Genomic DNA, 19,862 nt, shown 5'->3' on the forward strand with positions numbered 1-19,862 from the left:
ATGGCGATCTTTGCGAAACGCGCTCTTTTGAGCACGGGATGGGCAAATAATCTGCGGGTCGAGGTTGAAGACGGCAGAATCGCAGCCTTGCACGCTGGGACTTCGGCCCAGACGGATGATGTGTCCGTGGATACATTGCTGCCTGCCCTGGCCAACTTGCACAGCCATGCATTTCAACGCGCCATGGCCGGAATGACCGAATACCGCTTGGCAGGTCGCGACAGCTTCTGGACATGGCGTGATCTGATGTACCGCTTTACGACGCACCTTACACCAGACCAGATCCAGACGATCGCCACCTTGGTCTATATGGAAATGCAGGAGGCAGGTTACGCCTCAGTTGGAGAGTTCCACTATCTGCATCACCAGCCAGATGGCTCGCCCTATGACCGACTGGCAGAGTTGTCTGACCGGATCATGGCAGCCGCTGTCGAGATGGGGATAGGACTGACCCATCTTCCTGTGCTGTATTCTTATGCCGGAGTGGGTAAAAAACCTCTGGAGCCTGGGCAGGCCCGGTTCGGTAACGATGTGGATCGCTTCTGCATGTTGGTGGATCAGGCCCGGGAAACGCTTGGAAATTTGCCCGAAGACTGCCGGGTCGGCTTCGCGCCGCATTCATTGCGCGCGACCTGTCCTGGCGATCTGGCGCGGGTTTTAGCGACGTATGGCGAAGGTCCTGTCCACATCCACATCGCTGAACAACCAAAGGAAGTGTCCGAGGTAAAGGCCGGTCTGGGCGCCCGTCCGGTAGAGTGGTTGTTGGACAATGTCCATGTCGATGCCAACTGGTGCCTGATACACGCCACGCATATGACCGAAGACGAAACAAAGGCTATGGCCGCCAGCGGCGCTGTGGCAGGACTGTGCCCTGTGACCGAGGCCAATCTGGGGGACGGCCCCTTCAATAGCCCCACGTTTTTAAACGCGGGCGGATCATTTGGCGTAGGATCGGATTCAAACGTCCTGATTTCGCTGACCGAAGAGTTGAGGACGTTGGAGTATTCGCAGCGTCTGCGCGATTTGGCCCGCAATGTAATGGTGGTCAAAGAAGGGTCGGTGGGACAGACGCTTTATTGTGGCGCGGCCCAGGGTGGCGCGCAAGCGCTCGGCCGCGATGCTGGTGCGATAGCCAAAGGCAAACTGGCCGACCTGATGGCCATCGACAGTCAGAACCCTGCGCTTTGTGCACTTACATCTGAGCAGTTGCTTGATGGGCTGGTGTTTTCTGCAAAAGATCTGGTCGTCACCGATGTGTGGTCGGCGGGCCGCCATCAGGTGCGAGGGGGTCGCCACGTTTCACGGGATAAGATCGTATCGAATTATCAACAAACCATGGCGGACCTTCTTGCAAAACTGTAACGGGTCGCTCTGCCCTTTACGCAAAACACCAAAACGCTCATAACAATTTTATGACTATGCTTAACGGAAAAAACACAACGTGACCGATCAGAAACATATCGGATTTCAGGATATTCGGGATGAGGTCATCAACCGAATTCAAACCCGTGTCTGGCCACAGGGGAGTCTGTTGCCAACAGAACTGGAACTGGCGGCCGAATTTGGCGTTGCGCGGGCTACGGTCAACCGCGCGCTGCGCGAGTTGGCTGAACAGGGTATCGTGACCCGAAAGCGCAAGGGAGGCACGCGTGTCGTGACCACGCCGGTAAAGCAAGCCAAACTGCCGATCACAGTGGTGCGACAAACCATCGAAGAGATGAACGCCGAATACCGCTATGCGCTTGTCAGCCGCACCCTGATTGATTGTCCCGCATGGCTTCAGGCCAAGCTAAGTATCCCCGAAGGCACCCAAGTCGTGCATCTGCAATGCATGCACCATGCCGACAACCGTCCTTTCCAATTCGAAGAGCGTTGGATCAACACCAATGCCGTGCCTCAGGTCGTGAACGAAGATTTTCTGACCACCGGCCCAAATGAATGGCTGTTGTCCGAGGTGCCTTTTTCAAACGCCGAGATCGCGTTTTCAGCTGTTCCGGCCACTGCACCCTTGCAGGATTTCCTCTCGGTCCCTCCTGGAACCCCGCTGTTTCAGCTGGAACGCACAACATGGTTCCGCAAAGACCCTGTGACTTTTGTGCGCATGACGTTTCACCAAGGCTACCAAATGCGCACCACTTACTGAGGCCAAGGCAGCGAATAGGTTTTGACGTTGGTGAAAAACTTCATTGCTTCAATCACGCCTTCTTTTACTCCGTTGCCGCTGTCCTTGATCCCTCCGAAAGGTGACATTTCGATCCGATAGCCGGGTTGCTCCCAAATGTTGCAGGTGCCCACATCCAGACCATTGATGTATGCGATGGCCCGGTTCAGATCATTGGTGCACACACCTGACGACAAGCCAAAAGCAGTGCTGTTTGATATCTGCACAACTGCAGCGTCATCGTCGGGCACGCGTACAATCGGAATAACCGGGCCGAAAGTTTCTTCCATGACCAACTCACTGTCATGAGGCACCTTATCGACGACAATCGGCGGCAGCAACGCGCCCTGCCGACCCGGATGGTAAAGGATTTCCGCCCCCTGCTCTGCCGCTTTCATCACGCGGTTTTCAAACAGCTCTGCCGCGTCAGCATGAATGACGCAACCCAGTTCGGTTTCCGGGTGCTGAGGGTCGCCGAAGCGGATGGCCTTTGCCTTTTCCAGCACCATGGGAACAAAGCGATCGGCCACACTGTGTTGCACTAAAATACGCTTGATCGCGGTGCAGCGCTGGCCAGAGTTCCCAGTGGCCCCGGCAACGGCAATTGTCGCTGCGCGCTCCAGATCCGCATCGTTCAGATCATTCAGTACGATCAGGGGATCGTTCCCACCCAATTCAAGCGCCTGTCGTCTGTACCCTGCTTTCGACGCAATGAGCTTGCCCACAGGAACACCACCGGTAAAGGTGATGATGTCGATATTGTCATTGGTGATCATTTCATCGCCAATGTCTTGCGGCCAACCTGTCACGATCTGGAACATCTCGGGGGGCAGGCCCGCCTCATACAGAATGTCGGCCAGCGTTAGTGCTGTCAGTGGCGTCAGTTCAGTCGGCTTGCAAACCATACAGTTATTGGTCGCGATCGAAGGCGCAATCTTGTGACTGACCATATTCAGAGGATGGTTGAACGGTGTAATCGCGCTGATCGCCTTGACGGGCTCGCGCTTGGTAAAGATCTTACGAGCCTTCCCGTTATGGGTCAGATCGCAGGAAAATACCTCGCCATCGTCTTTCAGAGCTTCAGCAGCGGCAAACTGAAACACGTCTTGTGCACGCTTGGTTTCATAGATCGAATGCTGAAGGCAAATCCCCAGCTCAAGCGTCAACCACTTGGCCAGAAAATCGCGCTTCTCTCCGATCAACTCGCCAGCACGGCGCAGGATTTGGCTGCGCTCGTATCGCGTCAGGCTGGACTTATAGCTCGCCGCGATTTCAAATGCGTTCCGCGCGTGTTCAGCAGTACCAGCAGGGACAGTGCCAATCACGTCATTTGTGTAAGGGTAATGTACTGGTACGACGCCATCAGTGAACACCACCTGTCCCCCAATGCGCATCCCTTCGCGGCGAAATTCAATTTTGCTCATGCCCTGACCCATAGCTCTGAGAGCCGCAGGCAGATACCTGCGGATTTCGATACGCCAACCGATAGAGCCGCCCTTTGCCTTGCGTCAACAGATTGTACCGCCTGTCAGGGGCAATTCGCGTACCTGTCAGGCTTTCTCGGGCAGTGGTTTTGCAAGCTTGGTTTTGCCTTTGGACGATGCATCGGGCTGAAACGTCGGGATCACGCCCACAGGCGGGTTTTCAAGGATATAGGCCCCAATCCGCGCCAGCATGGGTTTTCTGGGGCAGTTGGGGCGCGTGGCGGCACCAAGATCTCGAAGATGGCCCGGTGCTTCAAATGGAATGAACTGTAACGGCCAATTATCCCGTTTGAACTGTTCCGCAGCCAGAGCCGAGACAATTGTGCAATCGTCTGAATGGCAAATGTGACGACAGATCGTTTCGAAACGCAACGCTGTCAGATCAAAACGTTTACTGATCCGGGTAGTCCCGTCCTGCTGTGGAAGCCGATCCTCAAGGTCATAGCCAAAGCTGTGCGGCAGCCGGATAAAATCATGCGGCGGCACCTCTTCAGGAGTAATGGAGGTAAGCGTGGACAGTGGATGCCCTTGGCGTAAAGCCAAGAACAGTGGCTCGGACCAGATTGAAGTGAAGTCTAAATTGGCGCTGTTATTAACCTTGGCCACCAGTGCCATGTCCAGCTCGTGATCCTCAACCATGCGCAGCATATTTTGGGGCAGATCTTCGACCAGAGTGACGCGCATTCTGGGAAAAAGAGCGCTAAAAAGCGCTGAAAAGTATCCCGTCAGATATGGTGCGAGCGTCGGCGTCATGCCTATGGTCAGCGGAACCGCCTCGGGGTCGCGAAATTCAATCGCCGTATCGCGGATTTTCTGGGCATCCTTCAGAATACGGTGCGCGATCTCAACAATGCGTTCCCCGCACAGCGTTGGGCGTACTTCGTTGTTCAGACGTAAGAACAACTCAGCGCCCAGTTCCTGTTCCAGCTTTTTTATCTGGTTCGACATCGCAGGCTGCGACACGTTGCACGCGGCAGCGGCCTGACTGAACTGCCCATGTTTTGCGATGGCAAGGACGTATTCCAAATCTCTGAGGTTCAACGGGCATCCATTTCTGACGTAAAGTGCTCGGAGTAATCAGCTATCAAGATACGATCTAGCGGTTGGATTCAGAAGGCCGCTGGGGTCAATCGAGACCGGATGCCGATCACATCCGCTGACAAATCTGTCAGAATTCGAAATCGAATAGCCAACCGACCCAACCCAGTTTCGCCGCAACCCCTTTGTTTATTGTGACTCCACCTGCGTCCGCCTCACGAAATTCGTGAGTATTCGCGCCGGTTATACACCCGATTTGAAGCATGAATTTCAGCTACCGCGCGGGGCGGCCTAGTCCTTTGTTGCGTCGGTAGCCCGGACAAATGGGCCGCCAGCACAAACGCAATCTAATGACGGAGTGATCCATGCTGTCCCAATTCGCAGAAAGCCTGCGCGCCCGTCTCTTGACCACGTCGACCCTGGCGCAAGAGACATCCCGCGATGGCCAAACCCTCATCAACAACTTCTTTCAATCCACTGTCGTGGACGACACGCCCGCCTTTGTTCTAGCCAATGATTTTTCGCGCCTGCTAAACTTTGGCGAGATCGTCACCAATAACGCTGTTGCTGTTCAAGCCCAGGGTCAGGATGTTGATATCTTCAACTTCCGCTCGGGCCGGATCGAAGCAAACAATGGTCCTGACGCGCTGGCAACCGGTGTTCAGATTACGGGAAGCGCCTCGGTCCGCAACTTCGGCGAGATCGCGAGTGAGTTTAACGGCGTACAATTTGCTGGTGCCGAAAGCTCGGGCAGCCTGGACAATTTCCGAGGCGCCGTCATCAGTTCCGATAGCCGCGCCGTCGATATCCAAGGACAAGGCATCGATGTACGCAACTTCGGTGACATCATCGGCACCGGCGATCAGCGCAACGGCACAATCTACACCAACAGTACGGCCGAAGAGATCACAATCTCGAACTTCACCGGCGGTACGATCGACGCTGGCGAAGGCAACCAGGGCGCAGGTATTTCGCTGCAAGTCGGCGACGAGCTTGGCGATCGTGTGGAAACCGACCTGTTCAATAGCTTTGGTGCGACTATCCAGGGGCGTGGTCAGGCTGCATCGAACACCCCACTGGCGGGTGATGGAATCCGCATCGACGACGGGGCCGAAGGCGCGGTTCTTGAAACCGAGATCCTGAACAGCGGCCTGATCTCGACCGAAAGCAATCAGGGTACGGCAGCCGGCATCCGCGTTGCTGACGGCGTAAATGCCGAAGGTGAGATCCTGAACACCTCAACCGGTGTGATCGAAGGCCCCCGCAACGGCCTTTACATCGGCAACGGCGAGCATGATCTTGACGTGCTGAACTTTGGCACCATCCAGTCGGGCAGCCGCGCGGTCAATATCGATGGCTCTGGAGTCGACCTGATAAACGGTGGTGACATCATTGGCACCGGTGACCAGCGCAACGGCACCGTCTACGCGGATGACACTGCACGGGATTTTTCGATCAATAACCTGGCGACAGGCACGATTGACGCGGGCGAGCACAACAACGGCGCGGGTATCTCGCTTTCTTTGGCCGAAGACGGCAACGGTGACATTGAAATCGAGAACGCAGGCGTAATCGCCGGACGTGGCAACGCAGGCGCGGCGCTAGGTACGGCGGGCGACGGCATTCGTCTGGAAGGTGCGCGTCAGGACGGTGGCTTTGCGCCTGCCTCGTTCACTGGCACCATCACAAACAGCGGCAATATCTCGTCCGAAGGTGCAAACGGTACGGTTGGCGCGTTCCGTGCAGTGAACAATGTCAATTTCCAAGGCCAGTTGATTAATGAAGAAACTGGTGTGTTCGCAGGCGGTCAGAACGGCGTCTACTTTGGAACCGGCGACCACTCTGGCGGATCGTTTGTCAACCGTGGCCTTGTCACGTCAGACAGTCGTGCCCTGAACATCGACGGTGTCGGCCTCGAGGTGTTGAACGAAGGCGAAATTCTTGGCACCGGAAACCAGCGCAACGGAACCGTCTACGCGGATGGTACCGCCGACAACTACACCTTTATCAACACTGGCTTGGTGGATGCGGGCGCAGATAACAATGGCTCGGCAGTTTCGCTACAAACCGGCGATGTGTCGGGGGACGTGGTCTCGGCAGCTGTTCTGAACCAAGGTATATTGCAAGGCCGTGGCGACGCGGTCGAAGGCAATCAGGTTGGCGATGGCCTGCGCCTGTTCACCAGCCAGGATGACGCATCCTTTGCCGGTATTGTGGTCAACGAAGGTCTGATCGCAGGGTCCGAGGAATCAGATGCCGCTGCCGGTATCCGCGTGGATGGCGGTCTGAACCTGCTGGGTGCAATCCTGAATGAGGGTGAGATCCGTGGCACGGTCAATGCCATTGATGCATCTGATGCAGGCAGCGTTACAATCGTCAACGACGACGAGGGTGTAATCAACGGCAACGTTCTGCTGAGCACTGGCGACGACATTTTTGTCGATCTGGGTACCACCAATGGCGATGTCGACGGCGGCGCAGGCGATGATGTTCTGATCGCGGGCAATGCAGACAACGTTCTGACCGGTGGTCTGGGCAATGATTTCATCGACGGTGGAGAAGGCATCGACACCGCAGATTTCTCGGATCTGGATGTTGCAGTCAACGTTCGTCTGGACGCCAACGGCAACGGCACGGCCACACGCGACACCGGTTTCAACGTGTCGATCGTGGATGCGGTTGTCGCGGCGCCGGATCAATTCGGTGCAAACATCCCGGACGGCGCTTGGTTTGTAGAGGAAGCGGTTCAGGGCAACCTGTACTACAACATCCACACGGCCGATTTTCCTGCTGGTGAAATCCGCGGACAGTTGCTGGTCGACAGCGATGTAACCGAAAACGGTATTCGCACAGTGTCCCTGAGCGGCGGTCTGGATGCGGCACAGGAGCCTGGGCCAACTTCGGACAGCCAAGCGACGGGCGATGCAACTGTTGTCATCACTCAGAATCTGGCAACGGGCGAAGTCACCTATTCCAGCGAACTGAGTGTTGTGGGCCTGAACGAAGCCGACCTGAACACACCGATCCCCGGTGTCGTTTCCGCCATCCATTTGCATAATGCGCCCGCCGGTCAGAACGGCCCGGTCGTGCAGGACACGCTGGTAGATGCAGGTGCCACGCTGGATGTGGACGCCGTCGGTGGCACAGGAGTCATCGGTCAGGATGTCATCGATAACCAGATCGAAACTGACATCCTGCAGTCCATTGAAAACGTTGTCGGATCCGATGATGGCGACGTGATCTTCGGCAGCGATCAGACCAATGTGCTGAATGGCGCGGACGGTGATGATCTGCTGAACGGTGAAGGCGGCGACGACGTCCTCATCGGCGGCGCTGGGGCGGACACGTTCCAGTTTGGCGCGAACTTCGGAAACGACGTCATCGAGGACTTCGAAGTAGGTCTGGATCAGTTGCAATTTGGCGACTTCGGTCCTGACTTTGGGGCGCAAGTCAACGTGGCTCAGGACGGTGGCGATGCCGTAATCAGCTTCGGAGATGAGGGTTCGGTCCGCCTGGTTGGCATCAATGCCGCCGAACTGAACGACGACGATATCGTTGCATAAGCAAACAGTTGGCGGGGCGGCTTTTGGTCGCCCCGTGTTTCCAAACCGGAAAGGATCAACACGATGTTGCAGAAAACCAATCCCGTCAAAGCCGCCTGGGGGTCGCTGCGCAAAGGATTTGTCGCAGTTGCCTTTTTTAGTCTGTTCCTGAACCTGCTGATGCTGGCCGGACCGATCTATATGCTGCAGGTCTATGACCGTGTCCTGACCAGCCAGAATGCTGACACGCTGATCGCCCTGTCGCTTCTGCTGGCAGGTGTCTTTGTGGTGATCGCCTGCCTTGATCTGATACGGATGCGCATCCTGGGCCGCTTGGCTGCCCGGTTCGAGATGAAAGTCGGAGCGCCTGTTCTGGGGGCAGCCATGAACCGCCGTGTGCAGGGTGAAACCAACCCCGGCGACAATCTGGTCGAGGACGTAAATGGGTTTCGTGAGTTCATTTCAGGCACAACTCTGACCGCCTTTTTCGATGCACCGTGGATACCGCTGTATCTGTTGGTCCTGTATGTCCTGCATCCCCTTCTTGGGCTGCTTGGACTGGCCGGAGCTCTGACACTGACCGTAATGGCCCTGATCAACAACGCCCGTGCACACAAGCCGATGCAGCAGGCAGCGCAAGCGCGCGGCCGTGCAGAGGCACTGTTTCGAACCGGAGACAGCAATGCCGAACTGGTCCACGCGCTGGGCATGAAGTCCGATCTGGTTCGGCGCTGGACTACGCTTCAGGTCGATGCGCATCGCCAAAAAACCCGCGTTGCCGACCGGATCGCCAGCTTTTCGGTCATGTCCAAGACCCTGCGTATGGGGTTGCAATCCGCAGCTCTTGGCCTTGGCGCGGCGCTGGCGATTACTGGGGAAACCACAGCTGGCGTCATGATCGCGGCGACCATTGTTCTGGCCCGCGCTCTTGCCCCAATCGATCAGTTGATTGGGCAATGGCGCACCTTTCTGGCCGCGCGCGGCTCGTATGCCAAAATCACAAAACTCACCGAAGATTTCGCAGAAACGCCTGCCAATCTGCACCTGCCTCGTGCGTTCAAATCTCTGGATGTCAGAATTGCACAAGCCGGTCCGCCACGCGCGGTCAAAGCCACTCTGCGCGGCATTGATTTCAGCTTGGCTGCTGGCGATGTACTAGCAATCATCGGCCCCAGTGGTTCCGGGAAAACAACACTGGGCAAGATGCTGGCCGGAATCTGGCACCCACAACGGGGTGAGGTTCTGCTGGACGGCAGCCCGATGTCGAAATGGAACCACGAGGATCTGGGCAAGCAGATCGGCTATCTGCCGCAGGATGTGGACCTGTTTGACGGCACGATCCGCGAAAACATAGGCCGCTTTTCCGTTGCCATTGATGATGCCGAGGTTCTACGCGCCGCACGCGAGGCCGGAGTGCACGAACTGATCAGCAGCCTGCCAGACGCCTATGAAACACGCATTGGTCAGGGATTCTTCCTGTCGGGCGGACAGCGTCAGCGCCTTGCCCTTGCGCGCGCGCTTTATGGCGACCCGTTTGTGCTTGTGCTTGACGAGCCGAACTCGGATCTGGACGCAGATGGCGAAAAGGCCCTGCGCGACGCGATTTTGATAGCACAGGCACGGGGATCAATCAGCATCGTCATGACCCACCGTCCTGCCACGTTGCAGGCGGCCAACAAAGTCATGGTTCTTCGCAACGGATCTCAAGCCCAGTTTGGCGACAAGGGGGACGTTTTGAAGGTCAAAACTCAAAACGTTCTAAAATCGCCCGCACAGCGCTCTGCATCAGGCAAGCCCACCCTGCATCTATCAGAAGACACGCGCATTAAAGGAGTCGCACAATGACCCGTATCGCTCCCTATGCTTCAACCAACACAACTCCAGACCTTTACGACGCGCGGGTTGTCGACGTCACCGAAGCAACACCCGGCATCCGCCTGTATGTACTATTTGGTCTTTTCACATTGCTCGCCTTTGTCGGTGGCAGCATCTACTGGGCCTTTACATCCAGACTTGACGGTGCCGTCGTGGCCCCTGCTTCTTTTGTCGTCGAAGGGGATCGCAAAACGGTTGAGCATCTCGACGGCGGCATCGTCCGGTCCATTCTGGTCGCCGATGGTGAGGCGGTCGAAGAAGGGCAACCTCTGATCCGGCTGGACAGTACCGAGATTGACGTCGACCTCAGCGTGCTGGGCAGCCAGATCGGTGAGCTTTCCGTCCGTCGCGCACGACTGATTGCGCAGATGCAGGGGCAGGCTGATTTTGACGAAGCTATCGCTTTCCAGAACTTTGAAGAAGATATGTCTCGTCTTCACTGGACTTCAGCTTTTCTGACACAAAAACAACTATTTGACGCCGAATACCGCGCCCGTGCGACCGAAGCGGAGATCAACGCACAACGTATTTCCGCGTTGCGGGATCAGATTGATGGCCTGAACGAGCAGCGGATCAGCACGCAAAACCAGATGACCATCACACGTGCAGAATTGCAAAACCTGCGGACCCTTCTGGACAAAGGCCTGGTTGCGATCACGCGGGTCAGCGCCCGCCAGATCGAGGTTGAACGGCTTTCAGGTGTCGATGCGTCGCTTCGGACTCAGATAGCCCAAGCAGAAAACCAGGTCAGCGAGTTAAAACTGACAATGATCAGTCAGAAAAAGCTGCGCGATGAAGTTCTTGCCGGAGAACTGGCTGTCGTCGATGCCCAGCTTGATCTGTTGCGCCCGCAGTTCTCAGGTACCTTGGAGCGCCGTAAGCGGATCGAAATCCTTGCGCCGGTCAGTGGCCGTGTGGTGAACCTTGCCGCATCGACGACAGGAGGGGTGATCAGACCCGGTGAGCACATCATGGAAATCGTGCCCGCCGACCAGGCTTTGATTGTCGAAGCGCGCGTGAAACCTGGCGACATCGACAAGCTGAAAATCGGTCAGACCACGCGTATCCGTTTGTCTGCCTTTGCCCAAGCCGATGTTCCCGAAGCACAAGGAGCTATCGTCGATATCTCTGCTGACGCGTTGGAAGACGAACGTACGGGCGAGGCCTACTACAAAGCGCGGGTAAAACTGGATGATCAACAATCCAAAGAGGTAGCAGCCTTGGATCTGGTACCCGGCATGCCGGCTGATTTGTTTGTAACGACAGGCGAACGTGCTGTTATTGCCTACCTGGCTAAGCCCATAAGCGAACGCCTCGCGCGAACATTTATCGAATAAAGGCTTTCAAAAGACTTTTGGAATAAAGCCTATTTGTATCGAGTGTTTTGGTGAGTGAGCGATGGTCTGCGTGCCTTTTCGGGCGCGGGCCATCACCTTTTTGAAGTTTCGCATCCGTAGCTGGCCAAAAACATATCCACTGCTTGCGTCGCGACCTCATTGATTTCACTCTGGCTAAAGCTGTTCTGAATTCCAAATGCAGCTCGGGCCCAGATGCGTACTTTACATAGCTCGGAAAACTGTTCTGCTGCGATGTGCACATTTTCAATGGACAACTCGCCTTTTGCCACCGCCTTTTCCAGATAAGCTGCCATCTGCCTTTGGCCATTTTGGGGGCCCGCCTCATAAAAGGCGCGGCCCAATTCGGGGAACCGGTCCCGTTCGGCTACACAGATCCGAAACACTTGTTGCGCGAATTCGGACACAAGAAAAGCCGTGAGCTGCGTGGCCGCTATCTGCAGTACCTCGCGCGCAGGTTTGGTCTCATCAATCATTGACAGGATGTGCTCAGACATCAGACGACATTCTGTTTGCGCAACTTCCATGAACAACAGACGCTTGTCCGGGAAATAGCTATAGAGTGTTGCCTTTGACACGCCTGCTGCGCGGGCAATGTCGTCTACGCTTGCACCTTCGAACCCATCTGCCATGAAAACCTCTCGGGCCCCGCGCAATACCTGATCGAACTTTCGGCCTGTGCGCAGGATGGTGGCAGTCTGGGTCATATCATCTCCGGGATTGGTCGTGGCTTTAGTTTATAAACCGTTCAGTTCAGATACAACGATTTTCGCACTCTATGAAACTGCAACCCAGGGCGTGCACCTTGATGTCAAAGGCTTGCGGCGCAGACAAACCATGCTAGGAGTCTGATCATGGTCGATGTTTTTCTGCGCACCCTTCCCTTTTTTGCGATTATCGGCCTGGGATATTGGGCGGGGCGCACTCGGTTTTTTACGGCCGAGGCAACTGCCTATCTTACCAAGTTCGTCTTCTTCTTTGCGCTTTCGGCCATGCTGTTTCGCTTTGCAGCAACCTTGCCGTTTGCAGAAATCTTCAATGCACGTCTGGTCCTCGGGTATCTGAGCGGTACTGTTGCTGTTTATGCTTTGGCAACATGCGTCGCGTGGCTGCGAGGGTTGGATGTGCCAACAGCGGCTGTTGAGGCACAATGCGCAGCCATTGGTAACGTAGGCTTTCTGGGACTACCGATGCTGGCGCTCTTGTTCAGCGAAGCTGCCATCGGACCAGTGATGGTGGTCCTTACAGTGGATCTCGTTGTATTTTCCTCGCTCATTGTAATCCTGATCAACGGAGGCCGCGACGGTAAGCTTACCTTGGGCACGTTCAAGCTGATCGGTCTTGGGCTGATTAAAAATCCGATGATCGTGTCCATCTCGGCCGGGTTGGTCTGGTCGTCTTTGAAAATCCCGGTGCCCGGACCTTTCTACGACTTTCTAACCATTTTGGGCGGCGCAGCCACCCCCGGCGCTTTGTTCGCCATTGGGGCGTCTCTGGCCGGTAAGTCGGCCGAACGCATCGAAATCGCCGCTTGGTTGAGCTTTTGCAAGCTGGTGATACACCCGGTTTGCGTTGCAGTTGTCCTGCTATGGCTCATGCCGATCGATGTCTTTCCAGCCACAGTTGCAATCGCGGCAGCCGCTTTGCCTGTTGCCGGCAATGTTTACATGCTGGCTGCACATTACGGGGTTGCGCCACAGCGGGTCTCGGCGGCCATTCTGCTCTCGACTGCAGCCAGCATCCTGACTGTACCTGTGGTCATCGCTTGGCTGAGTGGTCTGTGACCTTCACCTTTTCGAAAATACTCTCGCGACCAGCGGTCGCGGACTTTACGCGGCGTCTCTGGATCGTTAGCCATGTCGCGACTCTAATGTAAGGACGCTGCCTGATGGAAACCCTCTCTGAAAACGCTTGTTTCGGCGGAGTGCAGGGCGTGTACCGCCATGCCTCCCCAGTCTGCCAATGCGACATGACTTTTGGCCTTTTTCTTCCAGCCGAGGCAAAGGACGGGCCGGTTCCCATCCTATGGTATCTGTCCGGCCTGACCTGCACACATGAAAACGCCATGACTAAAGCGGGTGCACAGGCCTGGGCTGCAGAACAGGGAATTGCCGTCGTGTTTCCGGATACATCGCCGCGTGGTGAAGGCGTAGCGGATCACGAAGACTACGACCTGGGTCAAGGCGCTGGGTTTTATGTGAATGCAACGCAATCCCCGTGGGCTCCGCATTTCCAGATGTGGGACTACATTGCCGAAGAACTGCCTGCCCTGTTGATCGAAAACTTTGCTATCGACAGCGATCGGCAGGCCATCACCGGCCATTCGATGGGCGGTCACGGAGCACTGACGCTGGCGATGAACCTGCCCGGCCGGTTCCGCTCGGTTTCGGCCTTTGCTCCGATTTCGAACCCTACGGGTGCAGATTGGGGGCGCAAACAGTTGAGCGCTTATCTCGGTGACAACGAGACCCTGTGGGCCAAGCATGATGCGTCGTTGTTGATGAAGGACAAAGGCTTCGACGGTCCGATCCTGATCGACACGGGCGCCAATGACCAGTTCATGGACCTGCTGCGCCCCGAAGCGCTGGCTCAAGCTATCGCCGAACGTCGTCAGCAAGCAACATATCGCTTCCAGCCCGGCTATGACCATTCGTATTTCTTTGTTTCCACTTTTATGGAAGATCACATCGTTTTCCATGCTGAGGCGCTTTACGGAGACTGAGGAATGAGCAAATACGACTACGACTTGGTCATTATCGGCTCCGGCCCCTCGGGTCGGTCCGCGGCCATTCAGGCGGGAAAGCTAAAACGACGCGTTTTGGTGATCGACCGCAAGGATCGCTTCGGAGGTGTATCTGTTCACACCGGCACAATTCCTTCCAAAACCCTTCGAGAAACGGTTCTGAACCTCTCGGGTTGGCGTGAACGCAGCTTTTATGGCCGATCCTATCGGGTCAAAGACCAGATTCGCGCCGAAGATCTGAAAGCCCGCCTGCATATGACGCTCGACCATGAGGTCGACGTATTGGAGCACCAGTTCAACCGCAATCACGTTGACACGTTGGATGGTCTGGCCAAGTTCGTCGGGCCTCATGAGGTTGAAGTCGCCACAGATGCCGGTGAGACGACCCGCGTGACGGCAGCCAAATTTCTGATCGCCACCGGCACCAAAACTTACCGCCCAGAATATGTGCCTTTCAACGGCAAGACCGTGGTTGATGGTGACGAGTTTCTGGAAATGGCAGAAATTCCGCGGTCGCTTGTCGTTATTGGCGCAGGTGTCATTGGTGTCGAATACGCCACGATGTTTTCCGCCCTGGATGTGCGGGTGACGTTGATCGAACCTCGCGACACTTTCCTGGATTTCATTGACAGTCGTTTGATCCACGATTTCACGCATCAGATCCGTGAAAACGGCGTTGACCTGCGATTGGGCTCTGCTGTCGAAAAGATCGAGGATGCTGGCGAGCACGTGGAAGTGACATTGGAAAACGGCCGTCACGTTCGGGCCGAAATGCTTCTGTTTGCTGCCGGGCGAATGGGTGCGACGTCGAAACTCAATCTTGATGCCGTTGGGCTGGAAACAGATCATCGCAACCGGATCAAGGTGGATCGCAAAACGTACCAGACAGCGGTACCGCACATCTATGCGACGGGTGACGTGATCGGGCACCCTTCTCTGGCCTCGACTTCACTACAGCAAGGACGCGTGGCCGCCTGTCACGCACTTGAGACGCCGACTTTGCCGGAAAGCCCGTGGTATCCTTACGGCATCTATTCCGTGCCCGAGATTTCTACCTGCGGCATGTCCGAGGAAGAACTGCAAGAACGCGGCATCCCCTACGAGGTTGGCGTCGCCCGATTCCGCGAAACATCGCGCGGACACATCATGGGGCTGGAGCACGGGATGCTGAAAATGCTGTTCTCGCTCAAAACTCGCCGGGTCTTGGGTGTGCAGATTGTTGGCGAAGGCGCGACCGAGCTAATTCACATCGCGCAGGCTGTGTTGAACCTTAAGGGAACGGTGGATTATTTCGTTCAGAACACCTTCAACTATCCAACTCTGGCCGAAGCTTACAAGATCGCCGGGCTGGATGCGTTCAACCGGATGCCAATCCCAGAAGAGTTCAAGGTGCGCAAGAAGTCTGCCGAACCCGCCAAAAAAGAGGCAAAGAGAGCGTGACCACGCTCTACATCGATGGCGACGCTTGCCCAGTTAAGGCCGAAGCGGAACGGGTCGCCACGCGGCATAAAGTGCCCATGGCCCTGGTGTCCAATGGCGGGCTGCGCCCTTCGGCCAATCCGCTGGTGCGGGTTGTTATCGTCTCGGAAGGCGCTGATGAAGCGGACAAGTGGATCGCCGAGCGATGTGGCATTGGGGATGTCGTTGTTACGTCCGACATCCCATTGGCCGCCAAGTGCGTTGAGGCCGGTGCACGTGTTCTACGTCCAAATGGTGAAGCGTTTACAGCGGCCAATATTGGCCAGCAATTGGCGATGCGCGACTTGATGGCAGATCTGCGGGCCTCAAATCCTTTGGGCGCGGGTGGCGGAGGACGACCGTTCGGAAAAGCGGACCGCTCGCGATTTCTGGATGCTTTAGAGCGGGAAATTCGCGCTGCCATGCGAAACTAGACCTGCCTACGAAAAGCCCGGAAAACTGATGTAAAAACAAAAAACGCCGATTTACAAGCCCAGCGTAAGGACGCAACCTGAGTTTGAATTCTGATCAGGCTATTCGATTAAGGAGGCTGCAATATGCGCGTACAGGGCACTCACTATCGATCGATTTGGTGGGACCAATCGGTGGGCGAAGTTCGCATCATTGATCAACGCTGGTTGCCGCATGACTTCCGGGTCGTGACCCTGAAAACGTTGGAAGAGTTTGCTGTCGCCATACGGGATATGTGGGTTAGAGGCGCCCCGCTGATTGGCGCGACTGCAGCTTTTGGAATAGCCGAACAGATGTCACGCGACAGTTCCGACGCTTCATTCGATACTGCCTATGAAGTTCTGCACGCAACACGGCCCACTGCAATTAATCTGCGTTGGGCGTTGGATAGATGCCGAGAGGCTCTGATGCCGCTGGCCCACGGTGATCGTGCAAAACACGCCTGGGTACTTGCCCAGGAGATCGCAGATGAAGATGTCGAAATAAACGCAGCGATTGGTCGGCATGGTTTGGAACTGATTAAGGAAATTGCCGCGCGCAAGCCCGCAGGTGAACCGGTGCGGCTATTGACCCATTGCAATGCGGGTTGGCTGGCGACGGTAGATTGGGGCACAGCCACAAGCCCGATGTATCATGCGCACAACGAAGGCATCCCTCTGCACGTTTGGGTGGATGAGACCCGGCCGCGCAACCAAGGGGCTTTGACCTCGTGGGAATTGGGCGAACACGGCATCCCCCATCGCTACATCGTGGACAATGCCGGGGGGCACCTGATGCAGCATGGCTTAGTTGACTTGGTCATCACAGGCACGGACCGCACCACAGCGCAAGGCGACGTGTGCAACAAGATCGGCACCTACCTCAAAGCTTTGGCCGCGCATGACAACGGAGTCCCGTTTTACGTCGCCTTACCTTCCCCGACCATTGATTGGACGGTGCGCGATGGTGTAGCTGAAATCCCAATTGAGGAACGCAATTCAAAGGAAGTGACGCATGTCCTTGGCGTGGATGAGCATTCGGCCATAACAGATGTTCGTGTGACTCCGGAAGGGACAGAAGGGGGCAATCCTGCCTTCGATGTCACCCCTAATCGGTTGGTAACAGGGCTGATTACCGAGCGTGGCGTGTGCGAAGCCTCTGCAGAAGGTTTGGCAGGCTTGTTCCCAGACAGGGCTGGCTAGCTAACCCCGCACAAGCTGCATGTCGCTTGTCAGTGTGAACACAATGGCTCTTGATCTGCCCCGGCTCTCTTTCCGTTGGCAGATCAGGACAAAAAGCGTCAGGCTGGAACAGCAGAGCGGTTCTCGCGGATGGGCAAATGCACGATCGCGCTGAACGCGCCAATTGCCACGCCGATCCACCAAACCATGCTGTAATCGCCATACTGGTCATACATGCGACCGCCCAGCCAAACGCCCAGAAAGCTGCCAAGTTGATGGCTGAAAAAGATAATACCGTATAGCGTGCCCATATACCGCAAGCCATACAAGTGCGCCACAAGACCCGAGGTCAGTGGCACAGTGGCCAACCAAAGCGACCCCATCACCAGTGAAAACACAATAACCGAGATTGGGGTGATCGGGAGCAGGATGAACAAGGCTGCAGCCAATGTTCTGCCCGTATACACCGCAGCCAGCAGGTATTTCTTGGGAAAGTGATTTCCTGCCCAGCCGGCCAGCAACGTACCACCGATATTGGCCAGACCAATCAACGATATCGACACGGCCCCAAGCGCCGAGGTTGAGGTGATGCCAACGGAATGCAAAACACCACCAGGTTGGATCGGGCCGCACATCTCGGTCACAAATGCCGGGAAATGAGCGGTGATAAACCCAAGCTGATACCCACAGCTAAAGAATCCCAGAAAGATCAGCGCATAGGAAGGATCACGGAACGCTTTCCCCAAGATCTCACCCATGCTTTCGTGCAGTTCCGCCTTACTGGCAGTCTGAGGCGCGCGCATGAAAGGCAAGGTTAGGACAAGCGCTAAAATAGCAACCGCAAACACGATGAATATTTGCTGCCAAGGCAAGAAGGTCAGTAACCATTCGGCCGTAGGCGCCCCAAGAACCTGCCCAAAACTCCCTGCGGCTGTGACAATGGCAAGCGACATGGAGCGATTTTCATCAGAAGATGCGCGCCCGACCACCGCAAGAACCACGCCAAACCCGGTTCCGGCAATGCCGAAACCCACCAGCCAAGCATAGATCTGATGCTCAAAAGGTGTGACCGACCACGCCGACAGCACCATACCTGCGGCATAGGTTAAAGCACCCAGAATGATGGCCTTGCGGTCGCCGACCTTTTCGGCGATTGCACCAAAGATTGGCTGGCCTATTCCCCAAGCCAGGTTTTGAATTGCAATCGCCAATGAGAAATCAGTGCGCAGCCAGCCAAACTCATCCGCGATCGGAATCTGAAACACGCCGAAAGAGGCGCGCACGGCAAAGCTGACCGTGATGATGATACATCCGACTATCAGGATCGGGTTCAGCAGGCGGGCGGATTGCGGCATTGAGACCTCGGGCGTTTCTTGCGATGGACCGTATCGTTTTTCCGGATGACGTCAATTCAGCAGATTTGCGGTCACGGATAAGCAAATTTGATGTGTTGAGAAAATGGTTTCTTTTCAACACACGATGGGGCGGGTAAGGCTCGGTGTCATGACGGATCTGATATCGCTATACGAGGCCCGCGTCGCGGATGGAACTCTGACCCGCGACGACGCGCAAGAGGCCGTTCTTCCCCAATTCGAACGCATCCGTGCCGCACTGTCCGAGCCAGTCAAACGCGGGTTCTTCCGAAAAGCACCCCCACCTCCCGAGGGCTTGTATCTTTGGGGCGGTGTCGGGCGTGGAAAATCGATGCTGATGGACATGTTCGTCGAAACGCTTGGCGAAATACCCGCGCGGCGCGTCCATTTTCATGCGTTCATGCAAGAAATTCACGCAGGCATGCATAAAGCCCGACAAGAGAATGTCGAAGATGCTCTGGCTCCGGTGGCAAAGGACGTGGTCAAGTCCGTCCGGTTGCTGGCATTTGATGAGATGCAGATCACCGACATTACCGATGCGATGATAGTTGGACGTCTGTTCGATCTGTTGCATGAGGGCGGTGTCGTTGTTGTTACGACGTCAAACCGGCACCCGGATGATCTTTATAAAGACGGGTTGAACAGGCAACTTTTCCTGCCTTTCATCGCGCATATCAAAGAACAGCTGAGGGTCTGGGAACTTGTATCGCCAACCGATTACCGCCAAAACAGGTTGGAAGGCGCGCCTGTCTATTTCACGCCAATCGGCCCAGAAGCCCGGCAGAACATACGAGAGGTCTGGAAAGATCTTGCGGGCGGCCCTGCCGAACCGCTTGTGTTACAAGTCAATAGCCGCGCGGTGGAACTGCCCGCCTTTCGCAATGGGGTTGCACGGGCATCGTTTTATGACCTGTGCGGGCGGATGTTGGGGCCTGCTGATTATCTGGCGATTGCCGAGGCAGTAAAGGTGCTGGTACTGGAAGATGTCCCGCGCTTGTCGCGGAACAACTTCAATGAAGCCAAACGGTTCGTAACCCTTATCGATGCGCTTTACGAGGCAAAGGTACGCTTGATTTGTTCCGCGGCGGCCGAGCCTGAAATGCTCTATGTAGAAGGTGAAGGGACGTTCGAATTTGAGCGCACCGCGTCACGCCTGCGGGAGATGCAGGACAAAGATTGGGGCGCCTAGGGGGCTTTGCCCC

15 protein-coding genes are annotated in these 19,862 nt (G+C 56.0%); 11 read left to right on the forward strand and 4 right to left on the reverse strand.

Features of this window, described 5'->3' with window-relative positions; genetic code table 11:
• Window positions 1-1,362 (forward strand): formimidoylglutamate deiminase, encoded by a 1,362-nt coding sequence (locus tag ACR0EV_RS05725; RefSeq protein ID WP_480799200.1) that lies wholly within the window; start codon window positions 1-3, stop codon window positions 1,360-1,362.
• A gap of 79 nt (window positions 1,363-1,441) precedes the next feature.
• Window positions 1,442-2,143, forward strand: a complete 702-nt coding sequence (locus ACR0EV_RS05730; protein ID WP_480799201.1) for a GntR family transcriptional regulator — start codon at window positions 1,442-1,444, stop codon at window positions 2,141-2,143.
• Here ACR0EV_RS05730 and phnY read toward each other — a convergent pair.
• Together phnY and ACR0EV_RS05740 are read right to left on the reverse strand one after the other, a co-directional pair.
• Window positions 2,137-3,585 carry a phosphonoacetaldehyde dehydrogenase gene (phnY, locus tag ACR0EV_RS05735; RefSeq protein WP_480799202.1) on the reverse strand — a complete coding sequence of 483 codons (1,449 nt, stop codon included), beginning with the start codon at window positions 3,583-3,585 and terminating at the stop codon, window positions 2,137-2,139. The genes ACR0EV_RS05730 and phnY overlap by 7 nt on opposite strands.
• 126 nt (window positions 3,586-3,711) lie before the next feature.
• Window positions 3,712-4,686: a LysR family transcriptional regulator gene (locus tag ACR0EV_RS05740; RefSeq protein ID WP_480799203.1), complete on the reverse strand. Its 975-nt coding sequence runs from the start codon at window positions 4,684-4,686 to the stop codon at window positions 3,712-3,714.
• 362 nt (window positions 4,687-5,048) lie between these two features.
• Here ACR0EV_RS05740 and ACR0EV_RS05745 point away from each other — a divergent pair, with 362 nt between their 5' ends.
• The 3 genes from ACR0EV_RS05745 (at window position 5,049) to ACR0EV_RS05755 (ending at window position 11,437) form a co-directional block, all read left to right on the forward strand.
• The gene (locus ACR0EV_RS05745; RefSeq protein ID WP_480799204.1) at window positions 5,049-8,246 is read left to right on the forward strand and encodes a beta strand repeat-containing protein; all 3,198 of its coding nucleotides are present in this window, start codon (window positions 5,049-5,051) and stop codon (window positions 8,244-8,246) included.
• A 63-nt stretch (window positions 8,247-8,309) separates the two neighbouring features.
• Entirely contained in the window at window positions 8,310-10,070 is a 1,761-nt protein-coding gene (locus ACR0EV_RS05750; RefSeq protein WP_480799205.1) for a type I secretion system permease/ATPase, read from the forward strand.
• Window positions 10,067-11,437 (forward strand): HlyD family type I secretion periplasmic adaptor subunit, encoded by a 1,371-nt coding sequence (locus ACR0EV_RS05755; protein ID WP_480799206.1) that lies wholly within the window; start codon window positions 10,067-10,069, stop codon window positions 11,435-11,437. Before ACR0EV_RS05750 ends, ACR0EV_RS05755 begins: the two co-directional genes overlap by 4 nt.
• Before the next feature lie 92 nt (window positions 11,438-11,529).
• Here ACR0EV_RS05755 and ACR0EV_RS05760 read toward each other — a convergent pair whose 3' ends face one another.
• Entirely contained in the window at window positions 11,530-12,162 is a 633-nt protein-coding gene (locus ACR0EV_RS05760) for a TetR/AcrR family transcriptional regulator (RefSeq protein WP_480799207.1), read from the reverse strand.
• A gap of 147 nt (window positions 12,163-12,309) precedes the next feature.
• On the opposite strand from ACR0EV_RS05760, the gene ACR0EV_RS05765 reads away from it, so the two are divergent.
• The 5 genes from ACR0EV_RS05765 (at window position 12,310) to mtnA (ending at window position 17,308) form a co-directional block, all read left to right on the forward strand.
• Window positions 12,310-13,239: an AEC family transporter gene (locus ACR0EV_RS05765; protein WP_480799208.1), complete on the forward strand. Its 930-nt coding sequence runs from the start codon at window positions 12,310-12,312 to the stop codon at window positions 13,237-13,239.
• 104 nt (window positions 13,240-13,343) lie between these two features.
• The gene (gene fghA, locus ACR0EV_RS05770; protein ID WP_480799209.1) at window positions 13,344-14,177 is read left to right on the forward strand and encodes an S-formylglutathione hydrolase; all 834 of its coding nucleotides are present in this window, start codon (window positions 13,344-13,346) and stop codon (window positions 14,175-14,177) included.
• Between the two features lie 3 nt (window positions 14,178-14,180).
• Window positions 14,181-15,638 (forward strand): Si-specific NAD(P)(+) transhydrogenase, encoded by a 1,458-nt coding sequence (sthA, locus tag ACR0EV_RS05775; protein ID WP_480799210.1) that lies wholly within the window; start codon window positions 14,181-14,183, stop codon window positions 15,636-15,638.
• Window positions 15,635-16,090: a YaiI/YqxD family protein gene (locus ACR0EV_RS05780; protein WP_480799211.1), complete on the forward strand. Its 456-nt coding sequence runs from the start codon at window positions 15,635-15,637 to the stop codon at window positions 16,088-16,090. The genes sthA and ACR0EV_RS05780 overlap by 4 nt, the downstream gene beginning before the upstream one ends.
• Window positions 16,091-16,213: 123 nt before the next feature.
• Window positions 16,214-17,308 carry an S-methyl-5-thioribose-1-phosphate isomerase gene (gene mtnA, locus ACR0EV_RS05785; protein ID WP_480799212.1) on the forward strand — a complete coding sequence of 365 codons (1,095 nt, stop codon included), beginning with the start codon at window positions 16,214-16,216 and terminating at the stop codon, window positions 17,306-17,308.
• Window positions 17,309-17,406: 98 nt separating this feature from the next.
• On the opposite strand, the gene ACR0EV_RS05790 is transcribed toward mtnA, so the two are convergent.
• Window positions 17,407-18,642, reverse strand: a complete 1,236-nt coding sequence (locus ACR0EV_RS05790) for an MFS transporter (RefSeq protein ID WP_480799213.1) — start codon at window positions 18,640-18,642, stop codon at window positions 17,407-17,409.
• 148 nt (window positions 18,643-18,790) lie between these two features.
• Between ACR0EV_RS05790 and zapE the strand changes: the two genes are divergently transcribed.
• Entirely contained in the window at window positions 18,791-19,849 is a 1,059-nt protein-coding gene (zapE, locus tag ACR0EV_RS05795; protein ID WP_480799214.1) for a cell division protein ZapE, read from the forward strand.
• Window positions 19,850-19,862 lie beyond the last annotated feature (13 nt).

The sequence above is a fragment of the Ruegeria sp. CF8 genome (genome assembly GCF_056537285.1).